The organism is Porphyrobacter sp. AAP60 (genome assembly GCF_001296025.1).
Classification (GTDB): domain Bacteria; phylum Pseudomonadota; class Alphaproteobacteria; order Sphingomonadales; family Sphingomonadaceae; genus Erythrobacter.
Genome location: NZ_LJHV01000002.1, coordinates 492,871 through 507,774, shown reverse-complemented (window position 1 = coordinate 507,774; position 14,904 = coordinate 492,871). Strand labels below are relative to the sequence as shown.

17 protein-coding genes are annotated in these 14,904 nt (G+C 60.8%); 13 read left to right on the top strand and 4 right to left on the bottom strand.

Annotated features, from left to right (window positions below; genetic code table 11):
* Nucleotides 1–204 precede the first annotated feature (204 nt).
* On the bottom strand, nt 205–909 hold the full coding sequence (locus IP79_RS02975; RefSeq protein ID WP_054118003.1) for a ComF family protein: 705 nt from the start codon (nt 907–909) through the stop codon (nt 205–207).
* A gap of 54 nt (nt 910–963) precedes the next feature.
* On the opposite strand from IP79_RS02975, the gene IP79_RS02970 reads away from it, so the two are divergent.
* On the top strand, nt 964–1,731 hold the full coding sequence (locus tag IP79_RS02970) for a hypothetical protein (RefSeq protein WP_054117733.1): 768 nt from the start codon (nt 964–966) through the stop codon (nt 1,729–1,731).
* Here IP79_RS02970 and ppdK read toward each other — a convergent pair.
* Genes ppdK through IP79_RS02955 form a run of 3 tightly spaced genes read right to left on the bottom strand, consistent with a single transcriptional unit; the run spans nt 1,728 to nt 7,679 of the window.
* Entirely contained in the window at nt 1,728–4,400 is a 2,673-nt protein-coding gene (ppdK, locus tag IP79_RS02965; protein ID WP_054117732.1) for a pyruvate, phosphate dikinase, read from the bottom strand. The genes IP79_RS02970 and ppdK overlap by 4 nt on opposite strands.
* Before the next feature lie 37 nt (nt 4,401–4,437).
* A complete protein-coding gene (gene glyS / locus IP79_RS02960; protein ID WP_054117731.1) occupies nt 4,438–6,747 on the bottom strand; it encodes a glycine--tRNA ligase subunit beta in 2,310 nt (769 codons plus the stop codon).
* On the bottom strand, nt 6,747–7,679 hold the full coding sequence (locus tag IP79_RS02955; protein ID WP_054117730.1) for a glycine--tRNA ligase subunit alpha: 933 nt from the start codon (nt 7,677–7,679) through the stop codon (nt 6,747–6,749). The genes glyS and IP79_RS02955 overlap by 1 nt, the downstream gene beginning before the upstream one ends.
* A gap of 200 nt (nt 7,680–7,879) precedes the next feature.
* Here IP79_RS02955 and IP79_RS02950 point away from each other — a divergent pair, with 200 nt between their 5' ends.
* From IP79_RS02950 to IP79_RS02895, 12 genes are all read left to right on the top strand, one after another.
* A complete protein-coding gene (locus IP79_RS02950) occupies nt 7,880–8,236 on the top strand; it encodes a UrcA family protein (protein ID WP_054117729.1) in 357 nt (118 codons plus the stop codon).
* Between the two features lie 67 nt (nt 8,237–8,303).
* Nucleotides 8,304–8,792 (top strand): hypothetical protein, encoded by a 489-nt coding sequence (locus IP79_RS02945; protein ID WP_054117728.1) that lies wholly within the window; start codon nt 8,304–8,306, stop codon nt 8,790–8,792.
* Nucleotides 8,789–9,166 carry a hypothetical protein gene (locus IP79_RS02940; protein WP_054117727.1) on the top strand — a complete coding sequence of 126 codons (378 nt, stop codon included), beginning with the start codon at nt 8,789–8,791 and terminating at the stop codon, nt 9,164–9,166. Before IP79_RS02945 ends, IP79_RS02940 begins: the two co-directional genes overlap by 4 nt.
* Nucleotides 9,163–9,666: a hypothetical protein gene (locus tag IP79_RS02935; protein ID WP_156318047.1), complete on the top strand. Its 504-nt coding sequence runs from the start codon at nt 9,163–9,165 to the stop codon at nt 9,664–9,666. The genes IP79_RS02940 and IP79_RS02935 overlap by 4 nt, the downstream gene beginning before the upstream one ends.
* Nucleotides 9,663–9,857, top strand: coding sequence for a helix-turn-helix transcriptional regulator (locus tag IP79_RS02930; RefSeq protein WP_054117725.1), 195 nt, complete (start codon nt 9,663–9,665; stop codon nt 9,855–9,857). Before IP79_RS02935 ends, IP79_RS02930 begins: the two co-directional genes overlap by 4 nt.
* Nucleotides 9,844–10,494 carry a hypothetical protein gene (locus IP79_RS02925; RefSeq protein ID WP_054117724.1) on the top strand — a complete coding sequence of 217 codons (651 nt, stop codon included), beginning with the start codon at nt 9,844–9,846 and terminating at the stop codon, nt 10,492–10,494. The genes IP79_RS02930 and IP79_RS02925 overlap by 14 nt, the downstream gene beginning before the upstream one ends.
* Before the next feature lie 56 nt (nt 10,495–10,550).
* The gene (locus tag IP79_RS02920) at nt 10,551–11,465 is read left to right on the top strand and encodes a TraB/GumN family protein (protein WP_054117723.1); all 915 of its coding nucleotides are present in this window, start codon (nt 10,551–10,553) and stop codon (nt 11,463–11,465) included.
* Between the two features lie 40 nt (nt 11,466–11,505).
* Nucleotides 11,506–12,408 carry a TraB/GumN family protein gene (locus tag IP79_RS02915; protein WP_054117722.1) on the top strand — a complete coding sequence of 301 codons (903 nt, stop codon included), beginning with the start codon at nt 11,506–11,508 and terminating at the stop codon, nt 12,406–12,408.
* 125 nt (nt 12,409–12,533) lie between these two features.
* Nucleotides 12,534–13,166: a 50S ribosomal protein L25/general stress protein Ctc gene (locus IP79_RS02910; protein ID WP_054117721.1), complete on the top strand. Its 633-nt coding sequence runs from the start codon at nt 12,534–12,536 to the stop codon at nt 13,164–13,166.
* 89 nt (nt 13,167–13,255) lie between these two features.
* The gene (pth, locus tag IP79_RS02905) at nt 13,256–13,825 is read left to right on the top strand and encodes an aminoacyl-tRNA hydrolase (protein ID WP_054117720.1); all 570 of its coding nucleotides are present in this window, start codon (nt 13,256–13,258) and stop codon (nt 13,823–13,825) included.
* A gap of 119 nt (nt 13,826–13,944) precedes the next feature.
* Entirely contained in the window at nt 13,945–14,193 is a 249-nt protein-coding gene (locus tag IP79_RS02900; protein ID WP_054117719.1) for a PEP-CTERM sorting domain-containing protein, read from the top strand.
* Nucleotides 14,194–14,369: 176 nt separating this feature from the next.
* Nucleotides 14,370–14,876, top strand: coding sequence for an AAA family ATPase (locus tag IP79_RS02895; protein WP_054117718.1), 507 nt, complete (start codon nt 14,370–14,372; stop codon nt 14,874–14,876).
* Nucleotides 14,877–14,904: the final 28 nt, after the last annotated feature.

Sequence of the window (14,904 nt, the reverse complement as noted above, 5' to 3'; positions counted from 1 at the left end):
GGTTCTCCACCGGACAACGGCACCGCCTGGTGCCAGTTCAGGGGGTGATCGGGCCGCAGGCTGGCAGCGGGGTGCCAGCGCGACCGATTGAACGATAAGGGATAGGATCCCGGCAGCCAAGTTAGGGGGTGGCTGCCTTCGCCCGTAAGGGTGGATCCACACCGTTTCGTCACGTGGCGCCCAGGGCTCAAAAAGCCCTGGGCGTTATGTTTTCCGGGTCTTCGTGCCAAGCCTCTCGTCCTCGACACGCGCAAAACACGCCACCGCCACACTCGTTGGCTGTGCGCGACGAATCGCGGTGAAGCAGGCACGGCTCGTCGCTCCACTGGTCAGCACATCATCAACAAGGATAATGTCGCGACCGGACATCGTTGTCATTCGTGCGGGATTGATCGCGATGGCACCCATCAAGGCCCGCTCACGCCGGTCACGTCCCAGTCCGCCAAGATTGGGCGTTCGGCGGTGACGCACCAGACCATCGATCAGTACTTCACCCATCCCCAGCTTTCCCAGTTCGCGCGCCAACAGCCCCGCCTGATTGAAACCGCGCTGCCACAAGCGCCATCGGTGTAGCGGGACAGGCACGAGCAGGGGCATTTGCGCCCCCACAGGCACTTCAGGCATCCGTGCTGCTATCAGCCGTGCAAGCAGCCGCGACAACGCAATTCGGCCGCCATGCTTGTAGGCGAGGACCAAGCTGCGAGAGGTTTCGTTGTAAAGCGTGGCCGCATAGACCGGCATTGCAGAATTTTCGGCCAAAGGCTCGGAAAGCACCGCCAGGTTGCTCCAGCATTCGAGGCACAATCCATCTTGCGACGCTATGCCGGCACCGCATGCCGGGCATCGCGGTGGATATACCAGATCGACGATTGGTCTCATGCTTCTGGCAAATTGTGCGACCACGGCCATGGCCTTGTTTCGCATGGCTTGCGCTACGCTGGCAAGCGCGGCAGGGCATTGGCCATGCCGAGCACCCAGGTTCCCACGATTTTTTCCGAACGACGCCGTGTGGCGCGCGCCTTGCGTTCCCGCCAGCGCAGGTTGGCGCATCATGATGCGGCGACATTTCTGCTTGATACAATCGCAGATGATATGATCGAGCGGTTGGGCTTTGTGCGGCATTCCCCCAAGGCATCGCTAGTGATCGGTACATGCCCTGCCCCGCTTGCACACCAGCTGGAGTGCGGTGACGCCCGCCTTTCAATTAGCGCGACAGTTGATCCGTCAGAGCCGCTTTGCGATGGCCCATATGATTTTATCGGTGTACTCGGCCAGCTTGATGCGATCAACGATCTGCCCGGAGCGTTGATCCAGCTGCGTAAGGCGTTGACGCCGAACGGTTTGGTGATCGCCAGCTTCTTTGGGGGGCAAAGCCTGTCGGCGCTGCGTGGAGCAATAATGGCTGCCGAACCTGATCGTCCGGCGGCGCGGTTTCATCCGATGGTTGATCCGCGAGCGGCACCGCAATTGCTCCAGCGTGCCGGCTGGAAAGATCCTGTCGTGGATTCCTACGCGCTTACCGTCCGCTATTCTGCACTGGACCGCCTGGTCCAGGATTTGCGAGACTCCGGGCTCGGCAATGCACTTGCCCGGCCCGCACCGCCGCTTGGAAAGGCCGCTTTGGCGCGCGCCCGGGCCGCATTCATCGCCCGCGCGGATGCCGACGGGAAAGTGTCTGAGACATTCGAGATCATCACCCTAACCGGGAGGCGATCCCTTTCCGGAACCTAGGCCTTAGCCAACGCGGCCTGAGCCGCAGCCAACCGCGCTATCGGCACGCGGTAAGGCGAAGCGCTGACGTAATCGAGACCGACTTTCTCGCAGAAGGCGATGCTGGCCGGATCGCCGCCATGCTCACCGCAAATGCCGAGCTTGATATCAGGCCGGATCGCCCTGCCCCGCTCCGCCGCGATTTCAACCAGTTGGCCAACCCCTTCGATATCGAGGCTGACAAACGGATCGCGCGGGAAGATGCCCTTGTCGACATACACGCTAAGAAACCGTGCTGCGTCGTCTCGTGACACGCCCAGTGTGGTCTGCGTAAGGTCATTGGTGCCGAAGCTGAAGAACGCACCCTCCTCGGCAATTTCACCCGCCATCAGTGCCGCACGCGGCAGTTCGATCATTGTGCCGACGAGGTATTCGACACGCGTGCCCGCCTCGGCAAACACTGCTTCCGCCACCCTGTCGACCAGCGTGCGCAAAATTGCCAGTTCACGCTTGGTCGCGACCAGCGGGATCATGATTTCGGGGAGTGGCGCCTCTCCGGACGATGCCTTGACCGCGCACACGGCTTCGAAGATCGCGCGCGCCTGCATCTCGTAGATTTCGGGATAGGTGATCCCCAATCTGCAGCCCCGATGGCCCAGCATCGGATTGAACTCATGCAATTCGGCTGCACGCCGCTTGAGGTGATCCACCCCAAGGCCGGTCGCATCGGCCAATTCCGCAAAGTCCTCGTCCGCGTGGGGCAGGAATTCGTGCAACGGCGGATCAAGCAGGCGGATTGTGCAAGGCAGACCCGCCATCACCTCGAAGATCGCAGTGAAATCCGCACGCTGTTCGGGCAGGAGCTTCTCCAAGGCACGGCGGCGGCCGGTCTCGTCATCGGCAAGGATCATCTGGCGCACCAGACTTATCCGGCTTGCTTCAAAGAACATGTGTTCGGTGCGACACAGCCCGATGCCTTCCGCGCCGAACTGCCGCGCCATGCGGCAATCCTCGGGCGTTTCGGCATTGGTACGCACGCCCATGCGCCGAAGCTCGTCAGCCCAAACCATCAACGTGCCGAAATCGCCCGCCAACTCCGGTTCGACCGTGGGCACGGTGCCAAGCATCACCTGTCCGGTTGCGCCATCCAGCGTAATCGCGTCGCCTTCCTTCAGTTCGGTTGTGCCGATCCGAAGGGTACGGGTGGCACGGTCGATCGAAACTGCCCCGGCGCCCGATACGCAAGGACGGCCCATGCCGCGGGCCACGACTGCCGCATGTGACGTCATGCCGCCGCGCGCTGTCAGGATGCCCTGCGCCGCGTGCATGCCGTGAATATCTTCCGGCGATGTTTCGACCCGTACCAGAATGACCTTTTCGCCGCGTCCTGCCCACTGTTCGGCCGTATCGGCATCAAGCACAATCTTGCCTGCTGCCGCACCCGGCGAAGCAGGCAAGCCGGTGGTCAGCACGTTGCGCTCGGCCTTGGGATCAAGTGTCGGGTGAAGCAACTGATCGAGCGCCATCGGATCAACCCGCCGCACAGCCTCGCGCGTATCGATCAGGCCTTCTTCGACCATGTCCACGGCCATTTTCAGCGCGGCTTTGGCCGTGCGCTTGCCCGAACGGGTTTGAAGCATCCACAGCTTGCCCCGTTCCACCGTGAATTCGATGTCCTGCATATCCTTGTAATGCAACTCGAGCAGATCGAAGACGCGGGCCAGCTCGCCATAGGCATCGGGCAACGCTTCTTCCATGCTCAGCGGCTTGGCCCCCGCGGTCTCGCGTGCAGCTTTGGTGAGGTATTGCGGTGTGCGGATACCTGCCACCACATCCTCGCCCTGTGCGTTGATCAGGTATTCGCCATAATAAGCCCGCTCGCCCGTTGCCGGATCGCGGGTGAAAGCGACGCCGGTCGCGCTGGTTTCGCCCATGTTGCCAAACACCATGGCCTGCACGTTGACCGCAGTGCCCCAGTCAGCCGGAATGCTGTTGAGCCGCCGGTAAACCTTGGCGCGATCGGAATCCCAACTGTCGAAGACGGCGCGTATCGCACCCCACAGCTGCTCATGGACATCCTGAGGAAACGGACGGCTCAGTTCCTCTTCAACGATACCTTTGTATTCGCTGACCAGCGCCCGCCAGTCTTCAGCTGTCATCTCGGTATCGTTATAGAAGCCCTTGTCTTCCTTAACGATTTCGAGCGCTTCTTCAAACAGGCCGTGATCGATCCCGAGCACCACGTCGGAATACATCTGAATGAAGCGGCGATAGGAATCCCACGCAAAGCGCGCATCGCCAGATGATTGCGCGAGCCCCTCGACCGTTGCATCGTTGAGCCCGAGATTGAGCACGGTGTCCATCATGCCGGGCATCGAAACCCGCGCGCCAGAACGGACCGACACCAGTAGCGGATCAGCGGCATTGCCGAAATTCTTGCCGACAGTGGATTCCACATGGGTCAGCGCGGCGGCGACTGCGGATCGCAAATCGTCCGAAAAGTCAGCCCCATCTGTCAGATAACGAACGCATTCTTCAGTGGTGATTGTGAAGCCTGGCGGCACTGGCAGGCCGATGCTCGCCATCTCGGCAAGGTTCGCGCCCTTGCCGCCAGACACGGTCTTGTCCTTCTGGCGCGGATCGGAGTGGTCGGCATTGCCTCCGAAAACATAGACCGTCTTCAATGTCATGGCATTTCCCGCATTGGTGTTGGGGCGGTGAATAGGATCATCCCTCGATCCGGCTGAAATCGGCTACCCGATGAACCGCGTCACGGAAAGCGGCCAAAAGTGCGAGCCGCGCAGCGCGCTTGTTCGCGTCAGCATCGTTGACGGTGACGTTTTCAAAGAACGTGTCGATGGGCTCGCGCAGCGAAGCCAGCACGCGCATGGCATGATCGAAATCCTCGTCCTCAATTGCGCTGCGTACGGCGGGACCGGCTGTTTCGAGCGCGCTTATCAGCGCCTGTTCCGCCGGTTCAGGGGTATAGGATCGGGTGGAGGCCGCCGCGTGGCGATCGGCCATCTTGGCGGCAATCACCGGGGCCAGCTCGGGATCGTCCACCATCGCCAGCGGATCTTCCTCGCCGGTCAGAGCGATTTCACCTTCGATCCCCCGCCAGTCTTCCTTCTTGAGGATATTGGCCGCACGCTTGTAGCCAGCGAGGAGGTTGGTGCCGTCCTCTGTGCTAACAAAGGCTTGCAACGCATGGACGCGGGCGAGCAAGCGGACGAGATCATCCTCCCCGCCGAGCGCGAACACGGCATCGATCAAGTCGTGTCGGACACCAGCTTCGCGTTGCTGGACCTTGAGGCGGTCGGCAAAGAAGTCGAGGAGTTCTTCCACAACTGCCTTCCGCCGACGCGCCTCAGGAACCATCTCTTTCAATAGCTCGGTAAATTCCGCGTCTCGAATCTGAAGTTCCGCGCTCGCGGGATCGACCATGAAATCCCGAAATTTGGCAATCATCGATTGAGCAACAACCCGCTCGTTTTCACCGAAAACTCGAACCTTGGCGAAAAGAGGTGCGATCAACTCAACACCAATGGTTTGACGCAGAGGAAGTCTAAGCCCGTTACCTGAGAGAAGCTGAATTATCGCAAGCGCCGCCCGCCGCAATGCGAAAGGATCCTTCGATCCGGTTGGAACTTGACCAATTTTATAGAACTGGGTCAGCGTATCCAGCTTGTCCGCTAAACTCACCGCCACCGTCACCGGCGCGTGGGGCACATCATCGCCCTGCCCGACTGGCTTGTAGTGATCTCGAATCGCGTCGGAAACTTCCTGTGGCAGACCTTCCTTGGCGGCGTAATACCCGCCCATAAGTCCCTGCAATTCCGGGAACTCGCCGACCATCTCGGTGACCAGATCGGCCTTGCACAATTCTGCTGCCTGCCGCGCTAGCGCTGGGTCGCAGTTCGGCACGATGCCTTCGCTCGCCAGCCATTCGGCCAGTTTGGCTACCCGCTCGACCTTGTCCGCGACCGTCCCGAGCTTCTCGTGGAAGGTAATCCGCTCCAGCTTCTTCGCGTGTTCGCCGAGCGAGGTCTTCTGGTCCTGCTCCCAGAAAAACCTTGCGTCGGAAAGCCTTGCGGCCAGAACCTTGCGGTTGCCGTCGACCACCACGGCGGGATCGATCGCGTCGATATTGGCGGTGCAGACAAAGGCGTTAGCGAGCTTGCCCGACGCATCCTCGCACACGAAATACTTCTGGTTCACCCGCGCGGTGAGCTGGATCACTTCGGGAGGCACGTCGAGGAAGGTTTCGTCGAAACGCCCCAGCAGCGGCACCGGCCATTCGGTCAAACCCGCGTTCTCGAACACCAGCCCTTCGTCGGCAACCAGTGTCAGGCCTGCTTCGGCCGCGACCTTGGCCGCGCCGTCGCGGATGATCCGGCAACGCTCGGAAAAATGGACGATTACATGGGCTGCGCGCAGGGTTTCGATGTAAGTTCCTGCGTCTGCGATCTCTACCGGGCCGGAGTGATGGAAGCGGTGGCCCATGGTTGAGCGACCGCTCGCAATACCGTCAACCTCGCACGGCACCACTGCGCCATCGAGAAGCGCAATGATTCCCGAAAGCGGGCGTACCCAGCGAAGGCTCTCGGTCGTGATCGATCCTGCGCCCCAACGCATCGATTTGGGCCATGGAAAGGCGCGGATGATAGCCGGGATAGCCTCGGCAAGCACCTCTGCGGTATCCCTTCCCGGCTTTTCGACAACGGCAAAATAGACACCGTCACGCTCGACAAGCTGTTCGGCAGAGAGGCCGACCTTGCGCAGGAAGCCTTCGAGTGCCTGCGGCGGCGCGCCGACTTTTGGCCCCTTGGTCTCCTCGCTCACCGCCAATGTTGCCAGCGGCAAATCCTTGGCGATCAAGGCCAAGCGGCGGGGCGTGGCGAAAGTTTCGAGCGAAGCAGCCTGCAACCCGGCCTTGGCCAGCGCATCGCCAAACAGGCGCGCCAGATCCTCCTTGGCTTTGGGCTGCATCCGGGCGGGGATTTCCTCACAGCGCAATTCGAGCAGGAAGTCAGCCATCAGACGAGACTCCATCCGGGATATTTCGCTTCCCATTCGGGCGTCATCTTGGTTGCGTAAGCCTCGCAGGACGAGCGCGCGAGATCGCGCACGCGGCCCATGTAGCTGGCCCGTTCCTGCACGCTGATCACGCCGCGGGCCTGCAACAGGTTGAACACATGGCTCGCCTCGACCGCCTGTTCGTAGGCGGCAATCGGCACTCCTGCGGCCAGCGCGTTACGGCACTCGGCCTCGGCCTTGGCGAACAGGTCGAACAGCGCATCTGTGTCCGCAACCTCGAAGTTCCATTTGGACATCTGGCGTTCGTTTTCCAGAAACACCTCGCCATACGAAACGCCCGACGAATTGAACGCCAGATCATAGACGTTGTCGACGCCCTGGATGTACATTGCGAGACGTTCCAGCCCGTAAGTCAACTCGCCCGCAACCGGCTTGCAATCGAAGCCGCCCATCTGCTGAAAGTAGGTGAACTGGGTCACTTCCATCCCGTCGCACCAGACCTCCCAGCCCAGCCCCCATGCGCCCAGCGTGGGCGATTCCCAGTCGTCTTCGACAAAACGGATGTCGTGCGCCAACGGATCAATGCCGATGGCGCCGAGGCTCTTGAGGTAGAGTTCCTGTATGTCGGGCGGGGAAGGCTTCAGGATCACCTGATACTGGTAGTAATGCTGCAGCCGGTTGGGGTTTTCGCCGTACCGCCCGTCGGTCGGGCGACGGCAGGGCTGCACAAAGGCTGCGTTCCAAGGTTCGGGGCCCAAAGCCCTTAAAGTCGTCGCCGTGTGGAACGTGCCTGCCCCCATCCGCATGTCATAGGGCTGGAGGATGACACAAGAGCCATGCTGGCTCCAGAAGTCATGCAGCGTCAGGATCATGTCCTGAAATGAGCGCGCTGGATCACGCTGCGCGGGGGTGAAGAGGGGTGCGGCATTCATGGCCGCTCGCCATGGCCGAACACCCCGAAAGCGTCAATGCCGCAGCCCAGCAAGTGACGCGACCAAAGGATCGTAGGTCATGGAGAGGTGACACAAAGTCAGGTCATCTTGACATAGTCAGCGAATCACGACATATAGTCAGCACAACCTGACATTTCGGAAGGTTGTAGCGACACCTTTTCCTCCCCAGGAGAACTATCATGATCCTTCGTTTGTCCTTTGCCGCCGCCGCAATCGCCATCGCTGCCGGCACTCCCGCTTTTGCCAGCCCCGTCAATGCAACGGCGTTCGAGGCTTCGGTTACCTATGACGACCTTGATCTTGCCACCGGCGAAGGTGCCGCGCGCCTTGATGAGCGCGTGCGCATCAAGGTTCGGCAGATGTGCCGCAACGGCGGACGCGATGGCGCATCGCTGCGGCTCGAGCGTGAATGTCAGGTAAGCGCACTGGCGGCGGCCGCCCCGGCGATCCGTGTGGCAGTTGTCAATGCCCGGCTTGAGCGCGTGCGCCTTGCCGCCAACACCCCCGCATCGCCCGCCGCCACTCCCGGCGCGTGATGTCCCCGGCGGAGGGGCATTGCCCGCCCCTCCGCCCCAATTTCACTCGATGCATGGAACCGCCTGAATGATCCGATCAACCGACAAATCGACCAAGCAGATGCGCTACCGCGCTTACTTCTGGTTGATGAATGCAAGTTCTGCGGCGGTGATCTATAGCGGAGCAGAGCCGTTGGCTGTGTATCTCTTCAACATTGAAGGCGACATTTATCCCAGCCCCATCAAGGAGCTGCTTTATTCCGTGATCGGGCTGCTGCTGTTCGTTGTCCCCATGATCCTTGTGTGCGCTCGGTTTATGCGGGACGACTACACGGAACAGCTCTGGAAACGCACCTTCGTGGTGATTGCCTACATCATGGCTCTGCTGCCTTTCGTCTATCTGGTGATGTACTGGTCGCTTTTCTTCGCTCTGGGTCAGCCCGCAAAGCCTCCTCTCGTATTGGCCTTGCCGGAATTGAACCTGACCATGGGCACGGCGATTTATGGGGCGTGGATGGCCTACATGATGATGTTCGTCATAGTCTTTCAGTTCCTGCGCTGGAGGGACTCGCGATGAACAGAGCCAATATCTTCATGACTGCCAGCTGGGTCGGCCTCGCCGGGCTTTTCCTCGCGCTCGGCGGAGCGCTTCTGTCCGCACCCACCGGCGTTGCCATGGCCGGTATCGCGGCCGCAATCCTGAGCGCGGTGGTGCTGCTGTGGACACGGCGCGCGGATGAATTCACGCAGAGCCTGTGGAACGCGGGTGCAAGCGTGGCCTTCGGCACAATGCTGCTAACCTTTCCCGGCCTGCCGGCCGCCGAGGGGTTCTACGACGGCGTATCCGGGTCTGAGAGCGGCCAGGATATACCCGCCTCAATCATTCCAGTGTTTGCTATCGCGGCCTTTTACATCGGCTTGTTTATCAAGCGTTTGCTTGGGGATAGATGATGGAAACTCATGCGACTGCCAAAGGCCCGGTGCGGTATCGCGCTTATTTCTGGCTGATGAATGCCAGCTTTGTGGCGTCAATTGGCCTGCTTCTGCATTTCGCAATCTATTTTGCTGCAGGAACCCCCGGTTGGGGATTGCCAGAGGGCGTTGCGAGCATGCTCTATTGGGGGTTTGTCTATCCGCTGACCACGTTGATACCGCTGATCCTGTTACTCGCATGGTTTCTGCGCGATGACTATGCTGCTGCGCTATGGAAACGGACGACCGTGGTGCTCGCCTATGGTGTTGCGATTGCCCCGGTTTTGCTTGTTGCCGCATCTTGGCTTGCATATGACGTATTGACCAAAGGTACCCCCGCTTACGAAGCATGGGATGCGTTTTATCTTGCTTTGATCGAAGGCGGGAGCGGTCGGGATATCCTGACCTTTACGTGGCACGTCTACATGCTGCTTTTCGTGCTCATCTTCCAGTTCCTGCGATGGCGGGATTCTCGATGAAAAACCGCCTCAAAGTCCTGCGTGCCGAGCGCGATTGGTCACAGGCCGACTTGGCGGTGCATCTTGATGTGTCGCGTCAGGCCGTGAATGCCATCGAAACCGGCAAGCACGACCCGTCCCTCCCTCTCGCCTTCCGCATTGCGCGGTTGTTCGACATGAGCATCGAGGAGATTTTCCATGACGAAGTATGATGTCACCGAGATCGCCAAAGTGCCCTCCGATGGCGCCATCATTGTCAAACGTGCCGCGCTTGGTATCGGAGGCGGGATTGCGCTGGTCTTCATGGTCGGGGTGATCGCGGGCTATTCCGGCGTCATGATCGAACATGGCGGGCCCGACCTGACCGATGCCGCCATCCTTGGTGTGATGGCGTTGGTTACTCTCGTCATCGCCTACGGGTTGTGGCGGCTTTGGCCCCGCGGTTCGGACGAACCGGAAGCGCCGCGGGTGAAAAGCGCCCGGATGATGCTGGCCGCTGTCTTAGGTCTCAGCATTCCTCTGGGCATTATCCTTGGCATGTCGGATGGTGCCGGATCGAGCCTGTTTTCGAACGCGCCCATCCGCCCGGCCTTGGCCGCGATTGCGATTGCACTGTGGCTGATCGCGGGTCCGCTGCTGTCCTGGCTGTGGTTGAAGCGCGTCGACGAGCACGAGGCCGGTGCCTACCGCGAAGGCGCTGTGACTGCCGTCCACGCCTACATGTTCGTGACCCCGGCTTGGTGGATTGCAACCCGCGCCGGATGGCTGCCTGCACAGAACCCGATGCTTGTTTTGCTGGCGGTCAGTATCGTGTGGTCGATCGTCTGGTTTAACCGCCGTTACCTGTAACGCTTTTTTTGCCTGCCTGCCCTTGCCAACCGTTACCCCCAAAAAGGAGAATAACCATGAAGATTGCATCCCTGCTAACCCTGACTGCCGCCCCCTTTGCGCTGTTTGCAGCAAGCCCCGCGCTGGCCGACAACCACGCCGCAACCGAAACCGCTGCTGTTCCGGCTGCCGCCAATGGCCCAGCGCTGTGGAAGGTCGCCGATGAAGACACCACGATCTATCTGTTCGGCACGGTGCACGTGCTGCCGCAGGGAATCGAATGGTATGACGACACAATCGCAACCGCGCTGACCGGATCGGACATGATCGTAACCGAAATCCCGATGGACGCTTCCAGCGACGCTGCGCTGCAGCAGCTGACCATGGCCAAGGGAATGCTGCCGCCGGGCACCACCCTGCGTTCGCTGCTGACGCCGGAGCAGACATCCTCTTACGAAGCGGCGCTGGCCAAACTGGGCGCACCGCCAGAGGCATTCGATCCGTTCAAGCCTTGGCTGGCCGGCCTGACTTTGTCGCTGCTGCCGCTGATGCAGCAGGGCTACAACCCTGAAAGCGGTGTGGAAAAGGTCCTTCTCGGCAAGGTCGGCGACATGCCCAAAGGCGCGCTGGAAACAGCCGAGTTCCAGCTCGGCATTTTTGACGGCATGCCGCAGGATGCACAGGTTACTTTCATGATGGAAGCAGCCGAGGGCATGGACGAGGTCAAGCCGATGCTCGACCGGATGGTAGCCGAATGGGCCAAGGGCGATGCCGATGCACTTGCCGAGATCATGAACGAAGGCATGAGCGATCCTGCTGTGGCCGAGGCGCTGCTTTATAGCCGCAACGCCAATTGGGCAGAGTGGATCGATACCCGCATGGCCGAACCCGGCACCGTGTTCATCGCGGTTGGTGCAGGCCACCTTGCCGGTGCCAAGAGCGTGCAGGATTACCTCGCCGAAAAGGGTATTGCCACAACCCGTGTCAAGTGATCCGGGCGAGGCAAGTATGACCGCATTTTCAGGGGCTGGCATGTTCGCAAGTATACGCGGCCGCGCTGTCGCGGTGCTGGCCCCTGTCATCATTTTTGCTCTTGCCGCTTGCAGCGATGGGGCGGACAAAGGCGCGGAATGGCCCCCGGCCAATCCGCTCTTCTACGAAATCGCCTCGGCCGACGGGACGGTGGAAGGCTGGATGGTTGGCACCATCCACGCCCTTCCCGATGGCGTGAGTTGGAAGACCGATACCATTGCCGAGGCCATCCGCAGCGCCGATGTGCTGGTGGTCGAAATCGCAGCATTAGAAGATCGCGGTAAAACGGCAGCAACCTTTGCCGAACTTGGCACCAGCCCGGCCCAGCCACCGCTCGAACGCCGTCTCCCTGCTGACATGTCCGCATCACTGGCGGCGCTGCTTGATCGCGGCGGGATCGACCCGAAGCGTTTTGTCAGCACTGAAACATGGGCCGCTGCCATTATGCTCGCGCAGATCGATGCCACTGGCGATCCGGCCAATGGCGTCGACCGCGCCCTGATCCGCGCCTTTGCCGAACGTCCGGTGCGCGAGCTCGAAGGTGCGCGGGCCCAGCTTGCGATTTTTGACAATCTCTCGGAAGCCAGCCAGCGAAAAATGCTGGCCGCCGTGATCCGCGAAGCTGAGGCCGGGCGCGATGATCCTGCAAGGCTCCAACGGGCGTGGCTTACAGGCGATGCAGCCGTGATCGAGGAAGCGACCCGCAGCGGAATCCTTTCCGATCCTGTCTTGCGCGAGGCGTTGTTGACCAAGCGCAACAGAGATTGGGCAACCGCCATTCTGCCCATGCTCGAAGCTGCACCGCGCCCTCTGATAGCTGTCGGAACGGCCCATCTGGTGGGGGCCGATGGGTTGGCAAGCATGCTTCAAGCCCAAGGCTACCGTGTCCAAAGGCTACCCTAGACCGGTCTAAACCGGTTGCTATTGGGCACGCTTGTCTCTAAGGGCCCGCGCTTCGGCGCTCCGGTCATCCCTGGAGGCGGTGCGCGCGATGGTCTTATTTCAACACGCATTCGAAAGGCACTATTATGAGCGACGCTCTGAACCTGCCGGCTGAAGCGCGCGAACGGGCTGGCAAGGGAGCCTCCCGTGCAATTCGCCGCGAAGGTCGGACACCTGCTGTCATTTATGGCGGCAAGGAAGAACCCACCATGATCCACGTCGAGCAGAAGGAACTGGTCAAGCTTTTGAACACCGGTCACTTCATGAACTCGATCGTCAATATCGAGATCGGTGGCAAGACCGTTCGCACGCTGCCCAAGGATGTGGCGTTCCACCCCGTGACCGATCGTCCGGTGCACGTCGATTTCCTGCGCATGACCGGCGACAGCCTGGTTCAGGTGCAGGTGCCGGTGATGTTCGTCAACGAAGATGCCTCGCCCGGTCTCAAGAAAGGCGGCGTACTCAACGTCGTCCGTCACGAACTTGATCTGATCTGCCCCAACGCCAGCATTCCTGAAGAAATCCAGGTCGATGTCACCGGCAAGGACGTGGGCGATTCCATCCACATCAGCGATGTGACTCTGCCAAAGGGCGTGAAGAGCGCGATCACTGATCGCGACTTCACCATCGCCACGCTGGTTGCTCCGTCCGCGCTCAAGAGCAGCGGCACGGAAGCCGGCGAGGAAGCTGCGGCTGGCGAAGAAGCCGAAGCCGAATAAGGCCTCCTTTCAGCCTACCACTACAAAGCGCCGGGCTTCGCAAGAAGTCCGGCGTTTCGTTTTGTGTCAGCCATCGCTAGGAACTCGTCATGCAAATCTGGGTCGGCCTTGGTAATCCCGGACCGCGCTATGCGCTCCACCGGCACAATGTCGGCTTCATGGCAGTCGATGTGCTGGCCGACATGCACGGCTTTGGCCCGGTGCAGAAGAAGTTTCAGGGGTGGACGCAAGAAGGCCGGATCGGACAGCACAAGGTTCTGCTGCTGAAACCTGCGACTTTCATGAACGAAAGCGGCCGCGCCGTGGGCGAGGCCCTGCGTTTCTACAAGCTGGGTACCGATGCGCTGACTGTGTTCCATGACGAGCTCGACCTTGCCCCCTTCAAGGTCAAGGTAAAGCAGGGCGGCGGCCATGCCGGACATAATGGCCTGAGATCGATCGATCAGCATCTGGGGGCAGAGTTTCGCCGGGTCCGGCTTGGCATCGGTCATCCGGGGCACAAGGATCGGGTGACCGGCCATGTCCTCGGCAACTTCGCCAAGGCCGAGGAAGATGATCTCGCAGCGATGCTCGGCGCGATCGGGGCAGAGGCCGAATGGCTTGCTGCAAGAGACGATGCCCGGTTCATGAATGATGTCGCCTTGCGCATGCAGGGTTAAAGACCCCCGCAACAGCTTGAACCAAAGCGGGACACGGTCGACGCGCCGCAAGACAATCCTGCCATCTACCGATAGTTTCCTGACAACTGCCGGATTCGATTGATAGGGGACTGTTTCTAATGCTCAACATGGTTAATCGCACGGTTCAGAGCGCCGTTTCAGGCGCTTTCGCCCTTTCGCTGCTTGGCGTGGCTCTCGCTGCGCCCGCGCAGGCGATGAAGGAGCCCCCGTCGGATCCCATCGGCGGATCCACCAGCGGTGGTTCGTCGGGCGGCACTACCGTGCCCGAACCCTCCAGCCTCGTGTTGTTCGGCGCAGGCGCAGCGGCCTTCATGTTCGCCCGCCGTCGCTCTGCCAAGAAGGGCTGAATTTCGGAGGACAGCTGGGAGGGTTGATGCCTTCATCGCGGCGATGCTAACGCTGCCGCAGTGCCAGCCCACCGACCTTCGATGATCATTTTCGGATCACGATCAATGCCCGCCCCGCCCCTGTGCGCGGCGGGCATTTGCGTTTTCACAGTCCGTCATGCCTCTGAGGCCCGACCATGCGCCGTGTGATGATCATCGGCCCGTGCGGATCGGGCAAAAGCACCCTCGCCCGCGATCTCGCGCCGCGCATGGGATTGCCGCTGATCCACATGGACCAGCTTGGCTGGCAAGAAGGCTGGATCGGAACGCCCAAGGCCGAGTTGCATTCCCGGCTTGCTGATGCCGTTGCAGGCGAAGAATGGCTGATCGAAGGCAATTACGGCAGCACACTCGCTCCGCGTCTGGAACGGGCGGATAAGGTGATCTACCTCGATTTCCCGATCAGCCTGTGTCTGCGGCGCTTGTTGCGGCGGATCATCAGCCATCATGGCCGGTCGCGGCCCGATATGCCTGACAATTGCCCTGAACGGTTTGACCCGGCCTTTATCTGGTATGTGATGAACTGGAACACCGGCCCGCGGGTGCGCACCGAAGCGCAGATCGCGCCTTATGCGGACAAGGTGGTGCGCATCAAAACGCCTGGCGAACTTGCACTCTGGCGCGAACACAATAACCTTGGGTGACCCCTGCAGGATCACAAAGGATACGCCC